This is a genomic window from Roseovarius sp. CAU 1744 (assembly GCF_039839345.1).
GTDB lineage: Bacteria > Pseudomonadota > Alphaproteobacteria > Rhodobacterales > Rhodobacteraceae > Roseovarius.
In genome coordinates, this window is record NZ_JBDOQV010000001.1 from 637900 (window position 1) to 660435 (window position 22536).

Sequence of the window (22536 nt, forward strand, 5' to 3'; positions counted from 1 at the left end):
CGAACCCTGAGAAATCAAAACCCCGCCGGAAACGGCGGGGTTTTTTCTTTGGAATATGGGTTGTGGCGTGGCCCTGCGGGCAATTGCTGCGTTTCGCCCCGGAGGAGGGTTAATGAAAGTCCCGGCTCGGGAACAGCCGTTTGGCCTGTTCGCGCGGGTGCCGGGCGCGGGGCTGGGGGCGGTCCGCCCGCGGGACGTCATCGGCGTTGGGCTGGGTGACGCCAATAGCCTCATCAAGCGGATGGCCGAGCTCCGAGAGCTTGTGCGACATATCCGTGATTTCCTGTGCGATTAGGTGCACGACAATTCCTTCGCGTTGCAGATGACCGGTCACACGCAAAAGCCGCCCACCCATGACGATACGGCGGAAACGCGCATAAACCTTGGGCCAGACCACCACATTGCTGACCCCGGTTTCATCTTCGAGCGTCAGGAAGATCACCCCCGAAGCGGTGCCGGGACGTTGCCGCGTAATGACGAGGCCGCAAACCGAATGGCGCCCCGGCGGAACCTTGTGCAGCGAGGCATGGGTAACGATGCCGGGGATGGAGGGACGCAGCAACTCCATCGGATGGGCGCGCAATGTCAGGCGGGTGGCCACGTAATCTTCGACCACTTCCTCGCCCAGGTGCATGACCGGCAGTTCCACTTTCGGCTCGCGGATGTTTTCGCCGTCAATCGGATCGTTGAAAAGCGGCAGGGGGGTCTGACCGCGAATGGCCTTGACCTGCCATAATGCTTCGCGGCGGGTCATCCCCATATCCGCGAACGCATCCGCCTCTGCCAGCCGTTCCAGCACGGCGGGGATCAGCTCGGCACGCAACCAGAGGCCTTCGAGATCGCGATAGCCATTCCCCCGGTGGTCAACGATCCGGTTCGCGTCACCTTCCTTGAACCCCTTGATCTGGCGAAACCCGAGCCTGAGCGCCAATGTCCCGTCGGGGCGGCGCTCCAGCGTATTGTCCCAGGCGCTGTTGTTGACGCATATGGGACGCAGTTCGACCTGATGCTCGCGCGCGTCACGCACGATCTGGGCGGGGGCATAGAACCCCATCGGCTGAGAGTTCAGAAGCGCGCAGGCAAAGACCGCCGGATGATGGCGCTTGAGCCAGGCCGAGACATAGGCCAGCATCGCGAAAGCCGCCGCATGGCTTTCCGGGAACCCGTAATCGGCAAAGCCTTCGATCTGGGAAAAACAGCGTTCGGCGAAATCGGGGGCATAGCCGTTCCCCAGCATTCCGGTGATGAACTTGTCGCGGAAGGCGCCGATGGTGCCCATCCGGCGAAAAGAGGCCAGTGACCGCCGCAGGTGATCGGCTTCCTCGGGTGTGAAACCTGCCGCCACCACCGCGATCTGCATCGCCTGCTCCTGAAAGAGCGGCACACCGAGGGTCTTTTCCATGACCTCCCGCAGTTCCTCCGAGGGATAGCTGATGTCTTCGAGCCCTTGCCGCCGTTTGATATAGGGTTGCACCATGCCGCCTTGAATTGGGCCCGGGCGGACGATGGCGACCTCGATCACCAGATCATAGAAGGTGCGGGGCCGCATCCGGGGCAGGAAGTTCATCTGCGCCCGGCTTTCCACCTGAAACACGCCCACCGCATCGGCGGCGCAGAGCATGTCATAGGTCGCTTTGTCTTCCTGCGGGACGGATGCAATGGTCAGGGTCTCATCCTTGTGTATCCGCATCAGGTCAAACGCCTTGCGGATGCAGCTCAGCATTCCCAATCCCAGCACATCGACCTTGAGGATGCCAAGCGCGTCAATGTCATCCTTGTCCCATTCGATGACCGTTCGGTCCTCCATCGCGGCGTTCTCGATCGGGCACAGCTCATCAAGCCGCCCCTTGGTGATCACGAACCCGCCCACATGCTGGGACAGATGGCGCGGGAAGCCGATGATTTCACCAACAAGGCGGATGGTTTGCATCAGGCGGCGATCCGCGGGATCAAGGCCCAATTCGCGTATTCGTTCAGGGTCGACACCGCCATTCGACATGCCCCAGATCTGGCCTGACAGCCCGGCGGTCACATCCTGGGACAGGCCCATTACCTTTCCGACCTCACGGATCGCGGCGCGGGCGCGGAAATGAATGACCGTGGCACAAAGGCCCGCACGATGCCGGCCGTATTTCTCATAAATCCACTGGATCACTTCCTCGCGCCGCTCGTGCTCGAAATCCACGTCGATATCGGGCGGTTCGCCCCGGTATTTCGAGACGAATCTTTCAAAGACCATCGTGATCTGGTCCGGGCTGACATCGGTAATGCCCAGAAGATAGCATAAGATGGAATTGGCGGCCGAACCGCGCCCCTGGCAGAGTATCCCTTTCGACCGGGCGAATTGCACGATGTCATGCACGGTCAGGAAATAGGCCGGGAAACCCAGGTCCTTGACCAGCGCCAGTTCCTTTTCCATGAGCTTGATCGCTTTCGCCGGCGGGCCGTCAGGGTAACGCCGTTCCAGCCCTTCGCGGGTCAACCGTTCCAGCCGGGCTTGCGGGGTCTCATGGCTGGCGATTTCATCGGGGTATTCATAGGATAGCTCGCCCAGGTCAAAGCTGCACCGGTCGGCGATTTCCAATGTGCGGCGCAGGGCGCCGGGATGATCGCGAAAGAGCCGTGCCATATCCGCGGCCCCTTTCAGCCGCCGCTCGGCATTGAGAAGCGCCCGGGTGCCGATCTCGTCAATGGTGATATGCTCGCGCATACAGGTCAGCACATCGGCCACTTGGCGGCGGCGTGCGTGGTGCATCAGCACGTCGCCTACCGCAACCATTGGCGCAGAGGTCTTTTGGGCCGCCTGCGCACAGGCCGCCAGATACGCCTGATCACTGCCATCATAACGTGGCGCAGCGCCCAGAAAGACATGGTTGGGGAATTGCCGCCGCAGCTTTTGAATATCGGGAATTGCCTGCTTCAGCCCCGCCTGCGGCAATGCGATCAGGATCATGCCCCGGCACGCCCCGAGCATGTCGCCGAGGCCCAAACGGCATTCCCCCTTTTCCGCCCGTCGCTTGCCCAATGTCAGCAGGCGGGTCAGCCGCGCATAGGCCGCGCGGTCACTCGGCAGCGCCAGCCAATCCACCGAACTGTCGTGCAGAACCAGGCGGCAGCCGGTGATCAGCCGGGGCACATGGGCCGGATCGGGCTTGGTCATCGGTTGCGGATGGCCGACCTCCTGCCGGGAACAGGGATCGACCCGGTGATGGGAACGGATGCGCACAACCTCTTCCGCCTCGCGCTTCAACTCTTTCAGCGCGGTCCAGGCCCGCACCACACCGGCCAGAGAGTTCCGGTCGGTGATGGCAACGGCCCTGAGCCCCAGTTCAGCGGCGCGCGTGACCAGTTCTTCGGGATGTGAGGCCCCGGTCAGAAAGGTGAAATTGGTGGTCACGCACAGCTCGGCATAGCCCGCGCCGCCCGCATGGGTGTCCGGCATGTTCCGGCGGTCTTTCCTGGCCGGCTGATGGGTGGGGTTCGCCTCGATCATGCGAATTCACCCTGTACGAACCAGCCCGGGTTCTGCGGGGTATAAAACAGCCATAACCGCCGCCCCTGCCGCGTTTCAACCCGCCAGTAATCACGGACGCCCGAATGCCAGTTCTCATCCTCCAGCCACCATTCGGGGGCGATGCGCTCTGGCCCTGTCGCACGTCCTGTTGTCAGCGCCATCCGCCGCCAGCGGAACCGCGCTGGCGGGCGCGGGCCGATGCCGGCGATGGGCTCCGGGGGAAACAGGCGCAAAGGGCGTGGCCGTGGCCTGCGCCAGCCGCTTGCCGGCTCGGAATAGGCTGCCGGGGCAATGGTGAAACCACGCTCGGGGATATGGCTGTCCGCGGGCAGAAAGCGGTGGATGTTCTCCAACCCGATCCGGGTACCGATCCGGGTGACCAAATCATCAAGCCGGTCCTTGTCGCCGCTGGAAACATGGCTGACCTGGCGCACTGGCAATGGCTCGACCTGCGTGGCCTCCAGCCGCAATTGGTCAATGCCAAAGCCTGCCTCGACCCTGGACAGTCCGCGTTCGAACAGCGCAAGGATACGAGGTGCCTCGCGCAGCGGGCGGGCCAGGCGCAGCTCAACCTGCTGGCATTCCTGATCCACCCGGCGCAACGTCATGCAGAGCTTTCGTGCCCCCATCTCCTGTGCTTTCAGCCTGACGCAGAGCTGTGCAAGCAATCGGTCGGCGGCGGACATCACATCCGCCAGAAGGCCGATCGGCTCGGGCAATGTCATCCGCACACCATAATGAGGCGGATCAGCTATCGGTGTGAGCTGCTCGGGCTGCGTGCCCAGGGCCTGATCCAGCCGCAACAGAAGGCCGGGGCCAAAGCGGCGGCTCAGCGGTGCGCGCGCCGCTGCCGCAAGATCGCCAATTCTGCGCAGCCCAAGCCGTTGCAGAGCAACCGAGGTTTCCTCCTCCAGCCGCAGCGCCGCCACCGGCAGTGGTTCCAGTGCGCCCAGCATGTCGCCCGGCGCGGCCACGCCCTCACCATGATGCGCCAGCGCCCAGGCTGCCCCGCGGGTATCGGCCAGCCCGATCTGCACCGACAGCCCGGCCCGCATCAGCCGTCCACGCATATCGGCCAGCATCGCCTCTTCCCCGCCAAAGAGATGCGCCGACCCGGTGATATCCAGAACCAGCCCGTCTTTGCCCTCCAGCCCCACCCAGGGGCAGTATCGCGTGGTCCAACGGCGCAGGATGTGCAGAAATCTCTGATCGCCGTGCAGGTCGGCGGGGCGGCTTTGAAGGTCGGGGCAAAAGGCCCGGGCATCGGCATAGGACATGCCCCGGTGCAGCCCTTGCCGTTCGGCGGCGAGATTCACGCAATAGAGGCGGTTGGCGTTGTTCTGCTTGAGCGTCAGGGCAAAGGCGCCATCAACCGGGCGCATTCTCAGGGCCCGGTTGCTGGCCAGCCGGGGAAACCACAATGAAACGACGCGACGAGGTATCCCATCGAACATGCCAAGCACCTAATGTTCCTGATTTGTTCTTTATAAGCTCCCACCTTTGCAGTGTCGAGTCGCGCGGATCGAATACCGGCGCACAATGCCAACGGGTCTCCGCGGCGTTACTTCCCATTCCTTCCGGGATAATGGCAAGAGCCGTAGCCTTTCCGGCCCGGGCCGCCAGATGCAGCCGCCGTCCTTCGGTCAGGCCCAAGGGCATGTTCAGTTCCATCACGACCAGAGGGGCCGTCCCGGCGCGCAGGGCCTCCTCGGACACCGCCAGCACCTCGGTTTGATTCGTGGCATCGGCTACGAGCAGCTTTGCAGGATCGAAAAACTCAGAAATGCCCGCCGGATTCATCCGTTCAGGCCGCCACCCCTCGCGCACCCAGAAAACCTGCCCTGCAACACGTGCGGCCACCGCAAACGCAAAAACCATTGCGCCCGGCCCGCAGGCCTCATGCGCCCGGCCCGGCGGCGGCGGAAAGGTGGGGATACTGCAATAGGTCATCTAAGACCCGTATTATTATACCGAGGTCCGACCAAAGAAAATATGTGAGTCCCGCAAAACGGGCCTTCACACGATTTGCCGCGAAAGCCGGCCTGTTCCGAATCGAGCGCCCTAGTCGCGCGGGGCCGCCGCGCGGCGCAGGCGGTCATTGATCGCGCGGCCTATGCCGTGATCGGGAACAGGCGAGACGGCAATGGTGCCGCGCCCTTCGCTGTCCAGTTGATGAAGATATCGAAAGAGATTTGCCGCGGCCTCGGTCAGATCACCGGCGGGCGACAGGTTCAGATCGGCCTCGACAGGTCCGAAACCAAGCAGAACCTCGCCCTCTCTCTTGTTCCGGGCGTTCAGCCTGACCTGGGCATCGGGCGCGTAATGTGACGCCAATTGGCCCGGCGACGACAGCGGGTCATCCGACCCGCGTACCGGGACGGGCCCATGCAGCGCAGCCTCGATCGCTTCGGCAGGCAGGCCGCCGGGGCGCAGCAGCTTTGGCCCGTCGGCAAGGCCCAGAATGGTGGATTCGAGGCCCACCGCACAGCGCCCGCCATCCAGAATCGCGGCAATCCTGCCGGACAGGCCGGAACGTACATGCTCTGCCGTTGTTGGGCTGATGCGGCCCGATGGATTGGCAGAAGGCGCCGCGACAGGTCCATCAAACGCCGCCAGCAGCGCCTGCGCCACGGGATGCGCGGGGACGCGAATGGCAAGCGTCGGCAACTCGGCAGTTACCAGCGGCGACAGTTCCGAATTGGCCTTCAGCGGCAGCACCAGCGTCAGCGGTCCGGGCCAGAAGGCCTGCGCCAATATATCCGCCTCATCCGTCCATTCCACGAAATTCCGCGCCATATCAACGGAATTCACGTGCACTATCAATGGGTTGAAGTGCGGCCTCCCCTTGGCTTCGAAAATCCGGGCAACGGCCATATCGTTGCGCGCGTCGCCTCCCAGCCCGTAAACCGTCTCGGTCGGGAAAGCGACCAGATCGCCATCGCGCAGAATCGCGGCTGCAGCAGCAAAGCCCGGGGCATCGGCCGAGAGAATCTTTGTGTGCACGGGCAGCCCCATTTTCTGACGCGGCGTTTTGGTTGATGGTCTTGCGCGTTCATATACGCTAGGTCGCGGATGGAGTGAATATAGGGCGCGGCAGATGATGCCAAGCCGTCCGACAGTAACAGATCAGGAGTCGCTCATGCCGTATCGCGCGCCGGTTGAGGATTACACGTTTCTGTTCAAGCACGTCGTGGGCTTTGAACAGGTCATGGACACCGAACGTTTTGCCGAAGCAACGCCAGACGTGACCGGAGCGATTCTGTCCGAGGCGGGGCGCATGTGCGAAGAGGTGCTGTCGCCGCTGCAACGCAATGGCGACCTGCATCCCGCAAAGCTGGAAAACGGCGTTGTGCGGACCAGCCCCGGCTATGCCGACGGGTACAAGGCCATCGCAGAAGGGGGCTGGGTGTCGATCAGTGCCAACCCGGAATATGGCGGCATGGGCCTGCCGATGACGGTGACGACCGCGGTCAACGAGATGATGGCCGCGGCCTGTCTGAGCCTGCAGCTGAACCCGCTGATGACCCAGGGCCAGATCGAGGCGCTGGAGCACCACGCCACCGACGCGATCAAGGATTTGTACCTGCCCAAGCTGGTCAGTGGTGAATGGTCCGGCACCATGAACCTGACCGAGGCGCAGGCGGGCAGCGACGTGGGCGCGCTGCGCAGCAAGGCGGAACCCAATGGCGACGGCACCTATGCGGTCAGCGGACAGAAGATCTTTATCAGCTGGGGTGACAATGATTTCACCGAGAACGTTTGCCATCTGGTCTTGGCGCGGTTGCCGGATGGCGTGCCCGGCACGAAGGGCATCAGCCTGTTCCTGGTGCCGAAATATATTCCCGATGAAAATGGCAAGCCGGGCAGGGCCAACAGCCTGAGCGTTGTCAGCCTTGAGCACAAGCTTGGCCTGCATGGCAGCCCGACGGCGGTGATTCAGTTTGATGGCGCCACCGGCTGGCTGATCGGCCAGGAACATGACGGGATGCGCGCGATGTTCACGATGATGAACAATGCCCGCCTTGGCGTGGGCGGGCAGGGGATCGGCGCCGCCGAGGGCGCCTATCAGCACGCGCTGGCCTATGCGCTGGAACGCAAGCAGGGCCGCAGCCCGGTCAAGGACGGCACCGGCACGATCGCCGATCACGCGGATGTGCGCCGGATGCTGGCCACGATGAAGGCCGATGTCTATGCCGCGCGGTCGATCGCGCTGGCCTGTGCGGTGGCCATCGACATGCAGACTGCCACCGGCGAGGCGGAATGGGCGGCCCGCGCCGCGTTCCTGACGCCGATAACCAAGGCCTTCGGGACGGATACTGGGATTGATGTCAGCAATATGGGCATCCAGGTCCATGGCGGCATGGGCTATGTCGAGGAAACCGGCGCCGCGCAATATAACCGGGATGTGCGGGTGACCGCGATTTACGAAGGCACCAATGGCATCCAGTCGATGGACCTGGTGGCGCGCAAGCTGATGGATGGCGGCGACGCGGCAAACGCGCTGCTTGACGAGATCGAATCCCAGGCGGAAACCGCGCGCGCAACGCATCCCGACCTGGCCGAGCCGGTCTGGCAGGCCTCGGAGACGCTGCGCGAGGCGGTAGAGTGGATGCTGTCCCAGGAGGATATGAACCAGAGGTTTGCCGGCTCTGTGCCGTTCCTCAGGGCGTTCGCGCGGGTGCTCGGTGGTCATTTCCATCTGAGCGCGGCGCTTGCGGAACAGGGTGATGGCCCGCGGACCCGGCTGGCGCGGTTCTACATTACCCGGCTTTTGCCGGAACATGCAGCGCTCCTGGCCCATGCGACAGCCGGGGCCGGGGGTCTCTATGCGCTCGACATCGAAGACCTGAGCGTGTGATGGACGGGGCCGGCAGCGCCTTGCGCTATCCCTGGGAAGGCCCGCCGGAACAGGGGCAGGCCATTCAGGTGGCAGAGGGCATTCTGTGGCTGCGCCTGCCATTGCCGATGGCGCTGGATCATGTGAACATCTACGCGCTCGATGATGGCGACTGCTGGAGCATCGTCGATACCGGCCTTCATTCACGTCGCTCGGTTTCCCTTTGGCAGGAACTGCTGGCCGGTCCCCTTGCGGGGAAACCCGTCGGACGGGTGATCCTGACGCATCACCACCCCGACCACGTGGGTATGGCGGGGTGGCTGATGGACCGGTGCGATGCCGGGCTGACAGCCACGCGCACCAGCTGGCTGATGGCGCGCATGCTGATCCTCGACGAGGAAGAACAGCCGAGCGAGCAGGCGCTGAAACTGTGGCGCGCGGCGGGGATGGACCCGGCGATATACAATGCGCGCAAGGACAGCCGGCCGTTCAACTTTGCCGATACCTGCTATCCGTTACCGGTCGGTTATACCCGCGTGAAAGAGGGCGATGTGCTGCGCGCGGGCGGCCGGGACTGGGATGTGCGTATCGGCAATGGTCATGCGCCGGAACACATGACGCTATGGAGCCGCGACGACAACCTGGTGCTGGCGGGGGATCAGATCCTGCCCTCGATAAGCCCGAATATCGGCGTCTACCCGACCGAGCCCGAGGCCGACCCGTTGAGCGACTGGCTGGCCTCCTGTGACCGGTTCGCCAGCATCGCACGGGACGATCATCTGGTGCTGTGCGGGCACAAGATGCCGTTTACCGGGTTGCCGGTACGGATGCGCCAATTGTCCCAGAACCATCACGGCGCGCTGGACCGTCTGCGCGCGCATCTGGCCACGCCGCGCACCGCCGGAGAGTGCTTTGCGCCGCTCTTCAAGCGAAAAATTGATGCCGGCACCTATGGTTTGGCCCTTGTCGAAGCGGTTGCGCATCTCAATCATCTGCATCAGGCTGGCGAAGTCAGCCGCACCTGTCGCGCAGACGGTGCCTGGCTGTGGCAGATGAAGGGATGAAGCAACATGGACGACAAGATCGAAACCTCCGCCGAGGCGCTTGAGGATGAAGCGATCCCGCGTTGCCATGAAGTGCATTCGGACCCGGAACGCTGCAAGGGCGGCAAGGACGTAACCGCAGGCGTCAAGCTGAAACCCGTCGTGCAGAAAAGCCCGGCGCAATGGGCCTATGAGCGGTTGATCCTCTACATCCAGAATTTCGAGAAAACGCTGGATAATGAACACGAGGTCGCGATGGGGTTTACGGGCGGCGATGCCGGTATCCTCAGGATCGAGGGGATGGGCTATTTCGATCCGGATATCGTGACCTTCTATGGCAGCGATCCGGTGGGTGGCAAAACCCAGCTGGTGCAACATGTCAGCCAGTTGAACGTGATGTTGCGCGCCCTGCCGAAAAAGGTGGAAGAGGCCGCCCCCAACCGCATCGGGTTCCGTCTGGCAGCGGAACTGGAAAAGACGGATGAGGTGTGACCGTTTGGGGTGGTGACACCCAAGGGCAAATCAAGTATCCAACGGGCAAACAACGACTCTACCTTATGAAGGACAGTACACATGGCCGATCACAAACATGGTGAAATGGACATCCAGGTTCAGGAGAAAACCTTTGAGGGTTTCGTTAAGACGGTCGGATGGTCCTGTGTGCTTATTTGCGTATTCCTGGTGTTTCTGGCGTTGGTGAACGGCTGAAACAGGCGCGCCCCTGAGCGCTGCTGGAAAAACCAATGCATAAACTGATCCTGGCCTTCTGCGCGGTTCTGGCGCTTGGCGGGTGTGCGGCAGAACGGGTCTGGGCACCTGATGAGGCAGTCACCAGGGCCGCCTATCGTCACGACGGTCCGCCGCGCCTGACACTCTTTACCATGATCAACAACCGCACCGGCGCCGGTGCGCATACCTCGCTGATGATCAACGGCTCGCAGCGGGTGATTTTCGATCCCGCGGGCTCGTTCAAACATGAAACCCTGCCGGAAAGGCATGACGTGGTCTATGGGATCACCCCGCAGGTGGCCGATGTCTATACGCGCTACCACGCGCGCAAGACCTACCATGTCAAAGTGCAGGAACTGGACATTTCACCCGCCCTGGCCGAGGCCGCCTTGCGCGCGGTGATGTCCCACGGCGCCGTGCCGTCGGCGATGTGCGCACGCAGCACCTCGTCAATCCTGGCCAGCCTGCCGGGTTTTGAGAACATCCAGACCACTTGGTACCCGGTCAAGCTGGCGGATCAGTTTGGCCGGATCCCCGGGGTGCGCGAACAGGAACTTTATGAATACGACAGCGATGACAACAGCAAGGTGCTGCGCGAATGGCGCCCTGACGCGGTCGCGCGGGCGGGCATTTCGGCAAACTGATCGCCCCGGCCATGCGATTGACGGTTTCCGTCCCCCGCACTTGGTCCTAGATTGCGGGTAAATGCCCCATCAAGGACCGACACGTGGCCAAGATCGACGACCTGCAGGATTATCTGATCGCCCCCGATCCCGGTGCGCGCCGCCTGACCCGCGCGGTGGGCGGGGTGGATCATCAGGGTATTTCAACCAGTATTTCCGTGGTCGAAGAGCGCCCGCTGACGATCTTCCTCAACGGGCAGGAGATCGTGACCGCCATGACGATCGGCGATTACCCCGAATACCTGGCGCTTGGTTTCCTGCGCAATCAGGGCATGCTGCGCGATGGCGAAACCGTCGAGCGGGTGGATTATGACGAGGACCTGGAAACCGTGGTCGTGCGGACCGACGGGCAGACGACCTACGAAGAGAAGCTGAAGAAAAAGACCCGGACCAGCGGCTGCGCCGTGGGCACCGTCTTTGGCGACATGATGGAAGGGCTGGAGGGCGTTCGCCTGCCGGACCTGCAGGTCCGGACCTCGGACCTCTATACCCTTGCCGCCAGGATAAACCGCACACCGTCGCTCTATCTGGAAGCCGGCGCGATCCACGGCACCGTGCTGTGCCAGGGCGCGCGGCCGCTTGTCTACATGGAGGATGTGGGCCGCCATAATGCCGTGGACAAGATCGCCGGCTGGATGCTGTCCGAGGGGGTGAGCGCGGCCGACAAGACGCTCTATACCACCGGGCGGCTGACTTCGGAGATGGTGATCAAGACCGCACTGATGGGCATCCCGGTTCTGGCCTCGCGCTCGGGCTTCACCGCCTGGGGGGTCGAGATCGCGCAGCAGGTCGGCCTGACCCTGATCGGCCGGATGCGCGGCAAACGCTTCATCTGCCTCAGCGGCGAGGAACGCCTGCTGCGCGATGCCGACCCGGACCAGATCACGGATGAACCACGCAAATCGGGGCGGAAGGGAGCGCAGGAATGAGGCCGCCGCTGGGCGTCATACTCGCCGGTGGTCAGGCCACGCGCATGGGCGGCGGGGACAAGGCGCTGCTGGAACTTGGCGATGGCACGCTGCTGGATCAGGTGATTGACCGGCTGGAGCCGCAGGTCACGGGCCTGGCGCTGAATGCCAATGGCGATCCCGATCGGCTTGCGCGCTTCGGCCTGCCGGTGCTGGCCGATAGCCTGGAGGGGTTCCTCGGACCCTTGGCCGGGGTGCTGGCGGGGCTGGACTGGGCAGCGGAGGAGGGTGCAGAGGCGGTCGTGACCGTCGCCGCCGACACACCGTTTTTCCCGCGCGACCTGGTACAACGGCTGACTGCCGCCGCCGCCGGGCAAAAGGTGCCGCTGGTGCTGGCCGCCACGCCGGACGGGCGGCACCCGACATTCGGCCTTTGGCCCGTGACGCTCAGGGACGATCTGCGCGCGTCGCTTAACGCTGGGCTGCGCAAGGTGGTGCAATGGACCGACGCGCATGACGGCCGCGAGGCGCTGTTTGACGGCGCGGACGATCCCTTTTTCAACGTCAATACGCCGGAAGACCTTGAAAAAGCCCGGAAAATATTCGAGGGCCGCGTATGAAAATCTATGGCGTCGTGGGATGGAAGAACGCAGGAAAAACTGGGCTGATGGAGCGGCTAGTGGCCGAGATCACGCGCCGGGGCTTCACGGTTTCGACGATCAAGCACGCTCATCACAGCTTTGACGTGGATCATCCGGGCAAGGACAGCTATCGCCACCGCGCGGCGGGCGCGCGCGAGGTGTTGCTGGCGTCGCGCAATCGCTGGGCGCTGATGCACGAATTGACGGACGAGGACGAGCCCTCTCTGGCCGACCTGCTGGCCAAGCTTTCCCCGGTCGATCTGGTGCTGGTCGAAGGTTACAAACGCGACGGCCACGCCAAGATCGAAGCCTATCGCGCGGCGACCGGCAACCCGCTGATTGCAACCACGGATAACAGCATTCGCGCGGTGGCCAGCGACACCGCGCTGGAGCTTGACTGCCCGGTCTTCGACCTTGATGACACCACTGCCGTGGCCGATTTCATTCTGGCGGAGGTGGGCCTATGACCCTCAGGCCGCCGCCCCTGCGCGATGATTGTTTCGCCTTGCCCGCCGGCGTGGACTGGACCCCGGTGGATCAGGCGCTGGCGATGCTGCGAGACAGGTTGCATCCGGTGGTGGGGCAGGAAACCTGTAATCTGGATCAGGCACTGGGGCGGATTGTCGCCGCGCCGGTGGTGGCAGAGCGGCCGAACCCGCCACAGGCCAATACGGCGGTCGATGGCTACGGCTTTGCCCATGGCAGCCTTGGCGCGGGCGATCCTGTCCTGCCGCTGGTCAAAGGGCGCGCGGCGGCGGGCCTGGCCTATGAGGCGGAGGTGCCTGCGGGCCATGCCATCCGTATCCTGACCGGGGCGGCGCTGCCCAAGGGGGTCGATACGGTTGTCCTGCAAGAGGACGTGACCGCCGCGGACAGCCAGATTGCCTTTCGTGCCGGCATCAGGCCCGGTGCCAATACCCGCAAGGCCGGCGAGGATATCGGCGCGGGCGACGTGGCACTGCCCGCCGGGCGGGTGGTGACCCCTGCCGATCTGGCGCTGATGGCCGCTGTCGGCGTATCGCGGATTTCGGTCCATCACCGGCTGCGGGTGGCGGTGATTTCGACCGGGGATGAACTGGTTGAGCCGGGGACAAAGGCGGCAGCAGGCCAGGTTTTTGACGCCAATCGCCCGATGCTGACCGGGCTTGTCGAAACCTTCGGTTATGATCCGGTGGATCTGGGCATCGTTCGGGATGACCGGCAGGCGTTGCGCCAGGCCTTTGACGCCGCGTCTGAAAGATCGGATGTGATCCTGACCTCCGGCGGCGCGTCCTCGGGCGACGAAGATCATGTCTCGGCCCTGCTCAACGAGGCCGGTGCGATGGCCGAATGGCGCATCGCGCTCAAGCCCGGCCGCCCACTGGCCCTGGGCATGTGGCGGGGCAAGCCGGTCTTTGGCCTGCCCGGCAACCCGGTGGCGGCGCTGGTCTGCACGCTGATCTTTGCGCGCCCGGCGATGGGGGTGCTGTCGGGGGCGGGGTGGTGCGAACCGCAGGGATTTGAGGTGCCTGCCGGTTTCGAAAAGAACAAGAAGCCCGGTCGCCGCGAATATCTGAGGGCGCGGATACGGGGCGGGCGCGCCGAGCTGTTCAAATCCGAAGGGTCGGGCCGGATCAGCGGGCTCAGCTGGGCCGAGGGGCTGATCGAGCTGGGCGATGCCGGGCAGGAAATCCGCCCGGGCGATCCGGTGACATTCATCCCCTATGGCAGTTTCACCTGATGGGCGACAGGTGGCGAAATGGTTAGCGGCCCGGATTTCTGCCGCGAGATGCGCCGCGGCGAAGAGGAGGCGGTGGACGCATTGTTGCGCCTGGCCTTTGACGGCGAAGATGAGGTGCGGCTGGTACATGCGTTGCGCCAGGGCCGCGAGATCGCGGGCGAAATGGTCTTGCCCTGGTCCCGGACGGGCATCGCAGGCTATTATGCGCTGTCCCGTTTCGTGCAACCGAAAGGTTGGCTCTGCCTTGCACCGGTTGCCATCCATCCGGATCTGCAGCGGCAGCGCAACGGGCGGCGCATGATCGGGATGTTGACCGAATGGGCGTGGATCACCGGCACCTATGCCGTTGTACTGGGACAGCCGGCATTCTACGAAAAATGCGGCTTCAGCGTCGCGCGGGCTTCGGCGCTGACCTCACCCTATCCGCTGAGCCATACGATGCTGGCGGGACCGGCGGATGATGCACCCAAGGAAACGCTGATCTATCCCAAGGCATTCGACGGTTTATGATGCGGCTGTTTCTTCTGACCACCCTTACCATGATCGCCTTTGCCGCCAATTCCGTGTTGAACCGGATGGCGTTGGCGGCGGGCAGTATCGATGCGGTCAGCTTCGGTGTGATCCGGCTGCTGTCGGGGGCCGCCATTCTGGCGCTGCTCTGCGTCGTGTTGCGCGGTGGCATACGGCTGGGCGGGGCAGGCAGGGCTGCCGGAGTGGCGTCGTTGCTGCTGTATTTCTACGGGTTTTCAACGGCGTATCGCGGGCTGGATGCCGGGCTTGGTGCCTTGATTCTGTTCGGCGTTGTGCAGATCACCATGTTCGCGGGCGGCCTCGTCAAATCCGAGGCGATGCCGATGCGCCGATGGCTGGGGGCGGGCGTGGCCTTTTCCGGTTTGCTCTGGCTGCTGTGGCCCGGCGGCGGCATTCCGGTCAGCCTGTGGCACGGGGTGCTGATGGCGATCGCGGGCGTCGGTTGGGGCGTCTATTCCCTGGCTGGGCGGCTGAGCCGCGATGCGTTGCAGGGCACGGCGGCCAATTTCATCCTGGCGGCCCCGCTTGGCGTTGCGGCAGGCTATCTGCTGCCCACGGTCGAGCCGACCGTCCTAACCACGCAGGGCATCGTGCTGGCGATCATCAGCGGCGCGGTCACATCGGGGATGGGCTATGCGCTGTGGTACAGCGTTCTGCCGTCGCTGGCCGCTTCGGTCGCGGCAGTGGCCCAGCTGTCAGTGCCGGTGATCGCGATGGCGGGCGGGATGTTCTTCCTGGGCGAGGTCCTGACACTGCAATTCGCGCTGGCGTCGGTCCTGGTGCTGGGCGGTGTGGCGATATCGGTGCTGAAGCCGCCGGCAAGGTGAGCGCTGCGCGCCGGGCAGATCAATAGGCGATCGCGATGACCTCAAGCTCGACAATCCCGCTGGGCTTTGGCCATTCGACAATATCGCCGGCCTTTGCCTCCATCAGCGCACGGGCGAGCGGTGAGTAGGCGGCAATCAGACCGTCTTCGGGCGCGGCCTCGTCTTCGCCGACAATGGTATAGCGCGCGGTCTTGCCGTCTTCGTCTTCGACGGTGACGGTCGCGCCGAACCCAACATGGGTGGCGGTCTCGGGCGGGGTCACGAGGATGGTGCTGGCCAGGCGTGCCTCGACATAGCGCAGGTCGCGTTCGGCCACGGCCAGCGGGTATAGATCATCGAGATGGTCGCGGCCGTCCCGCAGGCGCGCCACCTCGGCCTCAAGCCCGGATTGCCGGTCCTTCAACTGGTTCAAACCCCGTGCAGTCACGAGGTTGGGATGGTTCGAGATCGGCAGATCCGGCAAGCGCTGGGGCGTGTCGCCGTCGTCTTCCTTGGTGAATGCCTTGTTCATGACGCCTCCTACCGGATCAGCCGTTCCAGCGGATCATAGCGCAGGCCATCGGAAAAGGCGATTTCGGCAAGGCTGTCGGGCTTGAAGCGCAATTGCTTCATCTCGGCGCGCGTGACCAGGCGCCGCTCGGTCACGACCTTCTCGGGGTCGCGCCATGTGCGGTCAATCCGGCCGTCCGTGACGGTGCAGCGAAAGAAGATATCGACCTGGTGGAAACCGCTGACCGGTTCATGAAACTCGTTGATCAGGCAGGGTGGCCCGACCGCGATCGTCAGGCCGGTTTCCTCGTGCACTTCGCGGATCAGGTTGTCGGGCAGGGATGTGCCCGTTTCCACGCCGCCGCCGGGGGCGCACCACAGATCGCTGACGCCATCCGGGTAGGCATTGACCAGAAGCAGGCGGCCGTCCTGAATGATGATCGCGCGCGTGGCAAGGCGGATGGGCATGATCCAGGCGTCCCGTTTACGTGATACCCCCTTTTGTAACGGGGAAATCGCGCGTATCTCAAGGACATGATGCGTTTCGCTCTTGCCTTGTTGTGCCTGCTGCCGATGTCTGCGCGCGCCGATTGCGTTGTGCTGCTGCATGGTCTTGCGCGGACCGAGACATCGTTCCTGCTGCTGCAGGAAGTGCTTGAGGCGGAAGGGTTCGATACGGTCGCCCCCAGCTATCCGTCGACCGAAAAGCGGATTTCAATTCTGGCCGATGAAACCTTGCCCTCGGCGGTTGAAAGCTGCGGCGGCGCAACGGTGCATTTCGTGACCCATTCGATGGGCGGGATCCTGCTCAGGGCGTGGCTGGGGCATGACCGGCCACGGAACCTGGGCCGGGTGGTGATGCTGGCGCCGCCCAATCACGGGTCCGAGGTGGTGGATGAACTGGGCGCGCTGGAACTGGTCGAATGGCTGAACGGGCCTGCGTTTTCACAATTGGAGACCGGGCCGGACGGGTTTACCGAGAGCCTGCCGCCGGTGGATTTCGAGCTGGGCGTGATTGCCGGAACGCGGTCGCTCAACCCGTATTTTTCCACGCTGATCGAAGGCCCGGATGACGGCAAAGTGTCGGTCGCGTCGACCCGTGTGGCGGGCATGGCAGATCATATCGAACTACCGGTCACGCATACGTTCATGATGAACAACCCGATCGTGATTGCGCAGACCGCGGCCTTTTTGCGCAACGGTGCCTTTGATCACGACATGGGGATAGGCGAACTGTTCTGGGGCGGCGGGGAATGAGAACGCTTGATCTGCGGCTGGCCGGGGCGCGGGTGCTGTCGCCCGAGGGGCTTAAGGATCGGCCGGTTTCGCTGGCCGAAGGTGTGATCGTTTCCGGCGACCAGCAGCGCGAGGTGAACCTTGATGGTTTCTTGCTCCTGCCGGGCATCGTCGACATACATGGCGACGGGTTCGAGCGGCATCTGGCCCCGCGGCGCGGCGCGATGAAGGATCTGGATCAGGGATTGATCGCCGCCGAGGCGGAACTGGCGGCCAATGGTATCACCACCGCCACGCTGGCGCAGTTCTACAGCTGGGAAGGCGGCATGCGCGGCCCCGAATTTGCCAGCCGGGTGCTTGACGGGCTGGCCCAGATCCGGCCGCAGGTAGAGACAGACCTGCGCGTGCAACTGCGCTTTGAAACACCCATGCTGGACTCGTATGAGGCGGTTGAACAGATGATCGCCGACCACGGCATCCCTTACGTGGTCTTCAACGATCACCTGCCGCATGAGGCGCTGGAACAGGGCAAGCGGCCGCCGCGCCTGACCGGGCAGGCCCTGCGGATCGGACGCAACCCGGAAAAGCATCTTGAGATGATGCAGGCGATGCATGCGCGCCGCTCCGAGGTCGGCCCGGCGGTTGAGAAGCTGAGCTCGGCCCTGGCGGCCAGGGGCGTGCTGATGGGCAGTCATGATGACCGCAGCGCCGCGCAGCGCCGGGAATGGCGGGCGCGTGGCGCGGGCGTCGCCGAATTTCCGGAGACGATGGCAGCGGCGGAAGAGGCGCGCGCCGGTGGTGATGCGATCATCATGGGCGCCCCCAACGTGGTGCGGGGTGGTTCGCATAACGGCAATGTCAGCGCGGTCGAAATGGTGATGATGGGGCTGGTGGATGCCTTGGCGTCGGATTACCACTACCCGTCGCTGCGGCGGGCGGCGCTTTTCCTGGCCGACAGCGGCGTGACCGACCTGGCCGGGGCATGGGCGCTGATCTCTAGCGGACCGGCCCGGGTGCTGGGGTTGAGGGATCGCGGCGAGATCGTGGCCGGCAGGCGCGCCGATCTGGTGGTGCTGAACGCGGCCACAAGGCAGGTTGCGGCGACGATCGCAGGGGGGCGGGTAAGCTATATGTCCGGCGAGGTCGCGGCGCGGTTCATCGCGTGACCCTGTTGAGCGCGCTGACGCGCGCGCCGGTTTGTCTCGTCCTCCGCCTCCGGCGTCGTCCTCGGACCCGGTGGCAGCGTGACGTGTCAGATCGGCGTGGTGGTGCGGTTCAGCCGGTGATGCGGTTCACATGGCCCATCTTGCGGCCCGGTTTGACCTCGGCCTTGCCGTAGAGGTGCAATGAGGCGGACGCGTCCCTGGCGATCTCGGAAACGGTATTCATGTCATCGCCGATCAGGTTTTCCATCACCACGTCGCTGTGGCGGCTGCCATCACCCAGGGCCCAGCCCGCGACGGCGCGGATGTGCTGCTCGAACTGGTCGACGGAGCAGCCCTGCTGTGTCCAATGACCCGAATTATGCACCCGCGGCGCGACCTCGTTGACCATCAGGCCGCGCGGTGTGACGAAAAGCTCGACCCCCATGACACCGATATAGTCCAGTTTGTTCAGGATCTTCGCGGTCAGCAGCACCGCATCGGTGCGCTGCGCCGGGCTGAGCCGCGCGGGAACGGTGGTGGTGCGCAGGATACCCCCTTTGTGCACGTTTTCGCCCGGATCGAAGCAGGCGACATCGCCGGCCGGGTTGCGGGCGCCAATCACCGACACCTCGTGCGTGAAATCGACGAAACCTTCGAGGATTGCCGGCGCACCGGCCATATCCGCCAGCGCCCGTTCGGCATCATCTGCGGTCATGATCCGCGCCTGGCCCTTGCCGTCATAGCCGAAGCGGCGGGTCTTCAGAATGGCAGGCAGGCCGATCTGGGCCATCGCCTCGGCCAGGTCAACCGCATCATCCACCGCAGCAAACGGGGCTGTCTGCAGGCCCAGGTCGTTCAGGAAGGCTTTCTCGACCAGCCGGTCCTGGCTCACGCGCAGCGCCATCCGGTCGGGCCGCACGGGTTTCAGGGGTTCAAGGAGGTCCAGTGCGGAAGTGGGAATGTTCTCGAACTCGTAAGTGATGACATCGACGCTGGCGGCGAAGTCGCGCAGCGCGCCCTCATCCTCGTATCCGGCCTGAACGTGATGGTTGGCCACGTGACTGGCAGGACAATCGCCCCCCGGATCGAAAATACAGGTCTTGAACCCCAGCCGCGATGCGGCGACCGACAACATGCGGCCCAGCTGGCCGCCGCCGAGAATGCCGATCGTGGCGCCGGGTCGGAGCGGATCAGCCATCTTGCGGCGCATCCGGGATCGAGGCGGAGAGCGCCGTGCGCCAGTCCTCCAGCCGTTCGGCAAGGGCGTCGTCGGCTGTGGCCAGGATGGCCGCCGCCATCAACCCGGCATTTGCCGCGCCGGCAGGTCCGATCGCCATCGTGGCCACGGGAAAGCCCTTGGGCATCTGGACGATGGAATACAGGCTGTCGACACCTGAAAGCGCCTTGGTCTGGACCGGAACACCGATCACCGGCACCCGGGTTTTCGAGGCCATCATGCCCGGCAGGTGGGCGGCCCCGCCGGCCCCGGCAATGATCACCTTGAGACCCCGTCCAGCGGCGGTCTTGCCATAGTCCCACAGCCGGTCCGGCGTGCGGTGTGCCGAGACGATTTTCGTCTCGTAGGCCACGCCCAGCTGATCGAGGATTTCCGCCGCCTCGCGCATCGTGGACCAGTCCGACTGACTGCCCATGATGATGCCAACCTGTAACTCTGCCATGTCACGCCCTTTAGCAATGGAGCGCGCACTATAGCGATCCCTGCACGGAGTTCTACCGTTAAGATTGCCGCCATTTGCCCTGGTGGTTCCGGCGTGGATCATCCGGCCCGGTGCAGCAAGAACGTGCGCCGGATCGCCGCGTCTAGGCGATGATATCCGGGATAAGACGGTCCTCGATCGCGGCGATGATATCCTTGAGGCGCAGCTTCTGCTGTTTCAGCCGCTTGATCGTCAGAGGATCGCGCGCGCCTTTTTCCTCCAGCGCACAGATCGCCTCGTCCAGGTCGCGGTGCTGGCGGCGGAATTCTTCGAGCTCGACGCGAAGAACCTCTTCGGATTTCATGGACAAATCGCGGTAAGCGTTCATCTGGGGACGATTCCTTGGGACCCTCGACGTCTAACATACTGCCAAAGCACGGTTTCGCAAAGCCCTTGCACGGATCACGCTTAATGCCCATATTTCAATCAGCCGGTCGCCGAAACGGGGCTGTGCTGACGGACTGTCGCTTAAAACCAAGGACGTGTCGATGACAAAGCTTACTCTGGGGTCGCACCCATACATGCTGGGGTTTGAACAGCTTGAGCGGCTGCTTGAACGCAGCGCCAAATCCGGCAACGAAGGCTACCCGCCCTTCAATATCGAGCAGACTTCGCAAAGCTCCTATCGCATCACGCTGGCCGTGGCCGGCTTTGGCGAGGATGACCTGTCGATTACCGTCGAGGACCGGCAACTGGTGATCCGGGGACGGCAGAGCGATGACAGCGAAAACCGCGTGTTTCTGCATCGCGGCATCGCCGCACGGCAATTCCAGCGTTCCTTTGTGCTGGCCGATGGCGTCGAGGTTGGTGAGGCGGTGATCGAAAACGGCCTGTTGCATGTCGATCTGACGCGTGCGCAGCCGGAAACCGTGGTGCAAACGATCAAGATCAAGAAGGGGTAAGCGATATGGATGCAAGATATGATTTCGGCGACGAAGCGGCCCACCCGATCGTCTATGTGCGCGCGGTGAATGTTGCCGACCTTCCGCGTGAAGTGCGTGAGCAGGCAATGGGCCATGACACGCTCTATGCGGTTCATTCGGCCGAGGGGGAGAGGCTTGCGCTGGTCCATGACCGTTCGCTTGCCTTTGTTCTCGCCCGGCAGAATGACATGGAGCCGGTCGCGGTTCACTAGGCCAAATCCCTGAAGACCAAGGACTGATCCGGGGCGGGAAACCGCCCCGTTTGTGTTGCGTTAACTCTGCCGTTAGCATGGTGGGCATTCGGGTCTGGAAGGATCAAAGCCATTGCCAAAATCAATTGTGATCTGCTGCGACGGGACCGGTAACGAGATCAAGGAACACCAGTCCAACGTCCTCAAGTTCTTTCGCATTCTGAAAAAGGACGACAGCCAGATCGTCTATTACGATCCCGGTGTCGGCACGATCAGCGACAGCGGCGCGTGGTCGGCATTCAAGTCACGCGCGAAGGGGGTGTTTGGCCTGCTGACCGGGTACGGGTTGGACGAAAACGTGCTCGAAGCTTACCGGTTCATCATGCGATCCTACGAAGACGGCGACAGGATCTACCTGCTGGGTTTCAGCCGGGGCGCCTATACGGTGCGCGTTCTGGCGGGGTTCATGAACCTGGTTGGCCTGTTGCCGAAAGAGCAGGAAAACCTGTGCGGGTATGCGCTGACCGCCTACAAGAGCGCCAGCGACAAGGATGATTTCAAGATCGCCTGGCGTTTTCACCGTGTATTGCAGACGACTTATGTGCCGATCCGTTTCATGGGCTGCTGGGATACGGTCGGTTCGGTCATCATCCCGCGGCGGGACCGGTTCTATATTCCCTCGCTCGAAACCCTGCCATACACGCTGTCGAATCCCAGCGTACAGTGTTTCCGCCATGCCATGGCGATCGATGAACGGCGGCGGATGTTTCGCCTGAAGCCCTGGAAAGAGCCGCAGAAATTCAAATCGAACCCCTTTGTCAGGGATGCGGACGCACCGGATCAGGACATCCGGCAGGTCTGGTTCTCGGGCGTGCATTCCGACATCGGCGGCGGTTATCCCGAGGCCGAGAGCGGCGCGGCGAAAATCGTGCTCAAATGGATGATGGACGAGGCCGCTGAACAGGGGCTGCAGTTTCGCGAGCGGCTGCCCAAGCTTCTGGTGATGGGTGAAAACCCCGAAAACAGCAGTTTTGACTACGTGGCCCCGGACCCGACAGCGCCGCTGCACGATTCCATGACGGGGGCGTGGCGGATCCTCGAATACCTGCCCAAGCGCATCGTCCACAAGGAATGGTCCGGCCGGCGGTCATTCCTGGGGGTCTACCTGCCGCGCTCCGAACCGCGCCCGGTCGACCCCGGGGCAGAGATACATCCAAGCGTTGCCACCCGCCGCGCCGCCGACGATGGCTACACCCCGGAAAACCTGCCGCCCGGCCCCTGATCAGAGGGCGGCAGGGACGCGCCCTGGTCAGCGTTTTCAAGGGTTCTGCCTCGCCGCGACGATGACCGGTTAAAGCTTGTGATTGCACTGTCACAAGCGTATGTCTGCGGCCAGAAACC

At 63.6% G+C, this 22536-nt stretch carries 25 protein-coding genes; 16 read left to right on the forward strand and 9 right to left on the reverse strand.

Annotated features, from left to right (window positions below):
* Nucleotides 1-109: 109 nt before the first annotated feature.
* The 4 genes from AAFO92_RS03105 to AAFO92_RS03120 form a co-directional block, all read right to left on the reverse strand.
* Nucleotides 110-3442, reverse strand: a complete 3333-nt coding sequence (locus AAFO92_RS03105) for an error-prone DNA polymerase (protein WP_347533354.1) — start codon at nt 3440-3442, stop codon at nt 110-112.
* 47 nt (nt 3443-3489) lie between these two features.
* Nucleotides 3490-4968, reverse strand: coding sequence for a DNA polymerase Y family protein (locus AAFO92_RS03110; RefSeq protein WP_347533186.1), 1479 nt, complete (start codon nt 4966-4968; stop codon nt 3490-3492).
* Nucleotides 4883-5464, reverse strand: a complete 582-nt coding sequence (locus tag AAFO92_RS03115; protein ID WP_347533187.1) for a hypothetical protein — start codon at nt 5462-5464, stop codon at nt 4883-4885. Before AAFO92_RS03115 ends, AAFO92_RS03110 begins: the two co-directional genes overlap by 86 nt.
* Nucleotides 5465-5575: 111 nt before the next feature.
* The gene (locus AAFO92_RS03120) at nt 5576-6529 is read right to left on the reverse strand and encodes an L-threonylcarbamoyladenylate synthase (protein ID WP_347533188.1); all 954 of its coding nucleotides are present in this window, start codon (nt 6527-6529) and stop codon (nt 5576-5578) included.
* 124 nt (nt 6530-6653) lie between these two features.
* Here AAFO92_RS03120 and AAFO92_RS03125 point away from each other — a divergent pair, with 124 nt between their 5' ends.
* The 11 genes from AAFO92_RS03125 (at nt 6654) to AAFO92_RS03175 (ending at nt 15433) form a co-directional block, all read left to right on the forward strand.
* On the forward strand, nt 6654-8372 hold the full coding sequence (locus AAFO92_RS03125; RefSeq protein ID WP_347533189.1) for an acyl-CoA dehydrogenase: 1719 nt from the start codon (nt 6654-6656) through the stop codon (nt 8370-8372).
* Nucleotides 8372-9415, forward strand: a complete 1044-nt coding sequence (locus AAFO92_RS03130) for an MBL fold metallo-hydrolase (protein WP_347533190.1) — start codon at nt 8372-8374, stop codon at nt 9413-9415. The genes AAFO92_RS03125 and AAFO92_RS03130 overlap by 1 nt, the downstream gene beginning before the upstream one ends.
* 6 nt (nt 9416-9421) lie before the next feature.
* Complete coding sequence (locus AAFO92_RS03135; protein ID WP_347533191.1) at nt 9422-9886, forward strand: DUF6173 family protein; 465 nt, start codon at nt 9422-9424, stop codon at nt 9884-9886.
* A gap of 81 nt (nt 9887-9967) precedes the next feature.
* Nucleotides 9968-10102, forward strand: a complete 135-nt coding sequence (locus AAFO92_RS03140) for an aa3-type cytochrome c oxidase subunit IV (protein ID WP_347533192.1) — start codon at nt 9968-9970, stop codon at nt 10100-10102.
* A 35-nt stretch (nt 10103-10137) separates the two neighbouring features.
* Entirely contained in the window at nt 10138-10767 is a 630-nt protein-coding gene (locus tag AAFO92_RS03145) for a hypothetical protein (protein ID WP_347533193.1), read from the forward strand.
* An 83-nt stretch (nt 10768-10850) separates the two neighbouring features.
* Entirely contained in the window at nt 10851-11735 is an 885-nt protein-coding gene (fdhD, locus tag AAFO92_RS03150) for a formate dehydrogenase accessory sulfurtransferase FdhD (RefSeq protein WP_347533194.1), read from the forward strand.
* Nucleotides 11732-12334 (forward strand): molybdenum cofactor guanylyltransferase MobA, encoded by a 603-nt coding sequence (gene mobA, locus AAFO92_RS03155; RefSeq protein ID WP_347533195.1) that lies wholly within the window; start codon nt 11732-11734, stop codon nt 12332-12334. Before fdhD ends, mobA begins: the two co-directional genes overlap by 4 nt.
* The gene (gene mobB / locus AAFO92_RS03160; RefSeq protein ID WP_347533196.1) at nt 12331-12822 is read left to right on the forward strand and encodes a molybdopterin-guanine dinucleotide biosynthesis protein B; all 492 of its coding nucleotides are present in this window, start codon (nt 12331-12333) and stop codon (nt 12820-12822) included. Before mobA ends, mobB begins: the two co-directional genes overlap by 4 nt.
* A complete protein-coding gene (glp, locus tag AAFO92_RS03165; RefSeq protein WP_347533197.1) occupies nt 12819-14075 on the forward strand; it encodes a gephyrin-like molybdotransferase Glp in 1257 nt (418 codons plus the stop codon). The genes mobB and glp overlap by 4 nt, the downstream gene beginning before the upstream one ends.
* Before the next feature lie 18 nt (nt 14076-14093).
* Nucleotides 14094-14585: an N-acetyltransferase gene (locus tag AAFO92_RS03170; RefSeq protein WP_347533198.1), complete on the forward strand. Its 492-nt coding sequence runs from the start codon at nt 14094-14096 to the stop codon at nt 14583-14585.
* Nucleotides 14585-15433, forward strand: coding sequence for a DMT family transporter (locus AAFO92_RS03175; RefSeq protein WP_347533355.1), 849 nt, complete (start codon nt 14585-14587; stop codon nt 15431-15433). Before AAFO92_RS03170 ends, AAFO92_RS03175 begins: the two co-directional genes overlap by 1 nt.
* A 19-nt stretch (nt 15434-15452) precedes the next feature.
* On the opposite strand, the gene AAFO92_RS03180 is transcribed toward AAFO92_RS03175, so the two are convergent.
* The gene (locus AAFO92_RS03180; RefSeq protein ID WP_347533199.1) at nt 15453-15944 is read right to left on the reverse strand and encodes a GreA/GreB family elongation factor; all 492 of its coding nucleotides are present in this window, start codon (nt 15942-15944) and stop codon (nt 15453-15455) included.
* A gap of 8 nt (nt 15945-15952) precedes the next feature.
* Nucleotides 15953-16390: an NUDIX domain-containing protein gene (locus tag AAFO92_RS03185; RefSeq protein WP_347533200.1), complete on the reverse strand. Its 438-nt coding sequence runs from the start codon at nt 16388-16390 to the stop codon at nt 15953-15955.
* Between the two features lie 69 nt (nt 16391-16459).
* On the opposite strand from AAFO92_RS03185, the gene AAFO92_RS03190 reads away from it, so the two are divergent.
* Complete coding sequence (locus AAFO92_RS03190) at nt 16460-17179, forward strand: alpha/beta fold hydrolase (RefSeq protein WP_347533356.1); 720 nt, start codon at nt 16460-16462, stop codon at nt 17177-17179.
* Nucleotides 17176-18324 (forward strand): alpha-D-ribose 1-methylphosphonate 5-triphosphate diphosphatase, encoded by a 1149-nt coding sequence (locus tag AAFO92_RS03195; RefSeq protein ID WP_347533201.1) that lies wholly within the window; start codon nt 17176-17178, stop codon nt 18322-18324. The genes AAFO92_RS03190 and AAFO92_RS03195 overlap by 4 nt, the downstream gene beginning before the upstream one ends.
* Nucleotides 18325-18433: 109 nt before the next feature.
* On the opposite strand, the gene AAFO92_RS03200 is transcribed toward AAFO92_RS03195, so the two are convergent.
* The 3 genes from AAFO92_RS03200 to AAFO92_RS03210 all read right to left on the reverse strand — a co-directional run bounded on the left by AAFO92_RS03200 (nt 18434) and on the right by AAFO92_RS03210 (nt 20349).
* Complete coding sequence (locus tag AAFO92_RS03200; RefSeq protein WP_347533202.1) at nt 18434-19501, reverse strand: 5-(carboxyamino)imidazole ribonucleotide synthase; 1068 nt, start codon at nt 19499-19501, stop codon at nt 18434-18436.
* Nucleotides 19494-19982 (reverse strand): 5-(carboxyamino)imidazole ribonucleotide mutase, encoded by a 489-nt coding sequence (gene purE, locus AAFO92_RS03205; RefSeq protein WP_347533203.1) that lies wholly within the window; start codon nt 19980-19982, stop codon nt 19494-19496. The genes AAFO92_RS03200 and purE overlap by 8 nt, the downstream gene beginning before the upstream one ends.
* A 142-nt stretch (nt 19983-20124) precedes the next feature.
* Nucleotides 20125-20349, reverse strand: a complete 225-nt coding sequence (locus AAFO92_RS03210) for a DUF465 domain-containing protein (RefSeq protein WP_306116830.1) — start codon at nt 20347-20349, stop codon at nt 20125-20127.
* A gap of 160 nt (nt 20350-20509) precedes the next feature.
* Here AAFO92_RS03210 and AAFO92_RS03215 point away from each other — a divergent pair, with 160 nt between their 5' ends.
* From AAFO92_RS03215 to AAFO92_RS03225, 3 genes are all read left to right on the forward strand, one after another.
* Nucleotides 20510-20923: an Hsp20 family protein gene (locus AAFO92_RS03215; protein ID WP_347533204.1), complete on the forward strand. Its 414-nt coding sequence runs from the start codon at nt 20510-20512 to the stop codon at nt 20921-20923.
* 5 nt (nt 20924-20928) lie between these two features.
* Nucleotides 20929-21156: a DUF1150 family protein gene (locus tag AAFO92_RS03220; protein ID WP_347533205.1), complete on the forward strand. Its 228-nt coding sequence runs from the start codon at nt 20929-20931 to the stop codon at nt 21154-21156.
* Nucleotides 21157-21268: 112 nt separating this feature from the next.
* Entirely contained in the window at nt 21269-22417 is a 1149-nt protein-coding gene (locus AAFO92_RS03225; RefSeq protein ID WP_347533206.1) for a DUF2235 domain-containing protein, read from the forward strand.
* Nucleotides 22418-22536 lie beyond the last annotated feature (119 nt).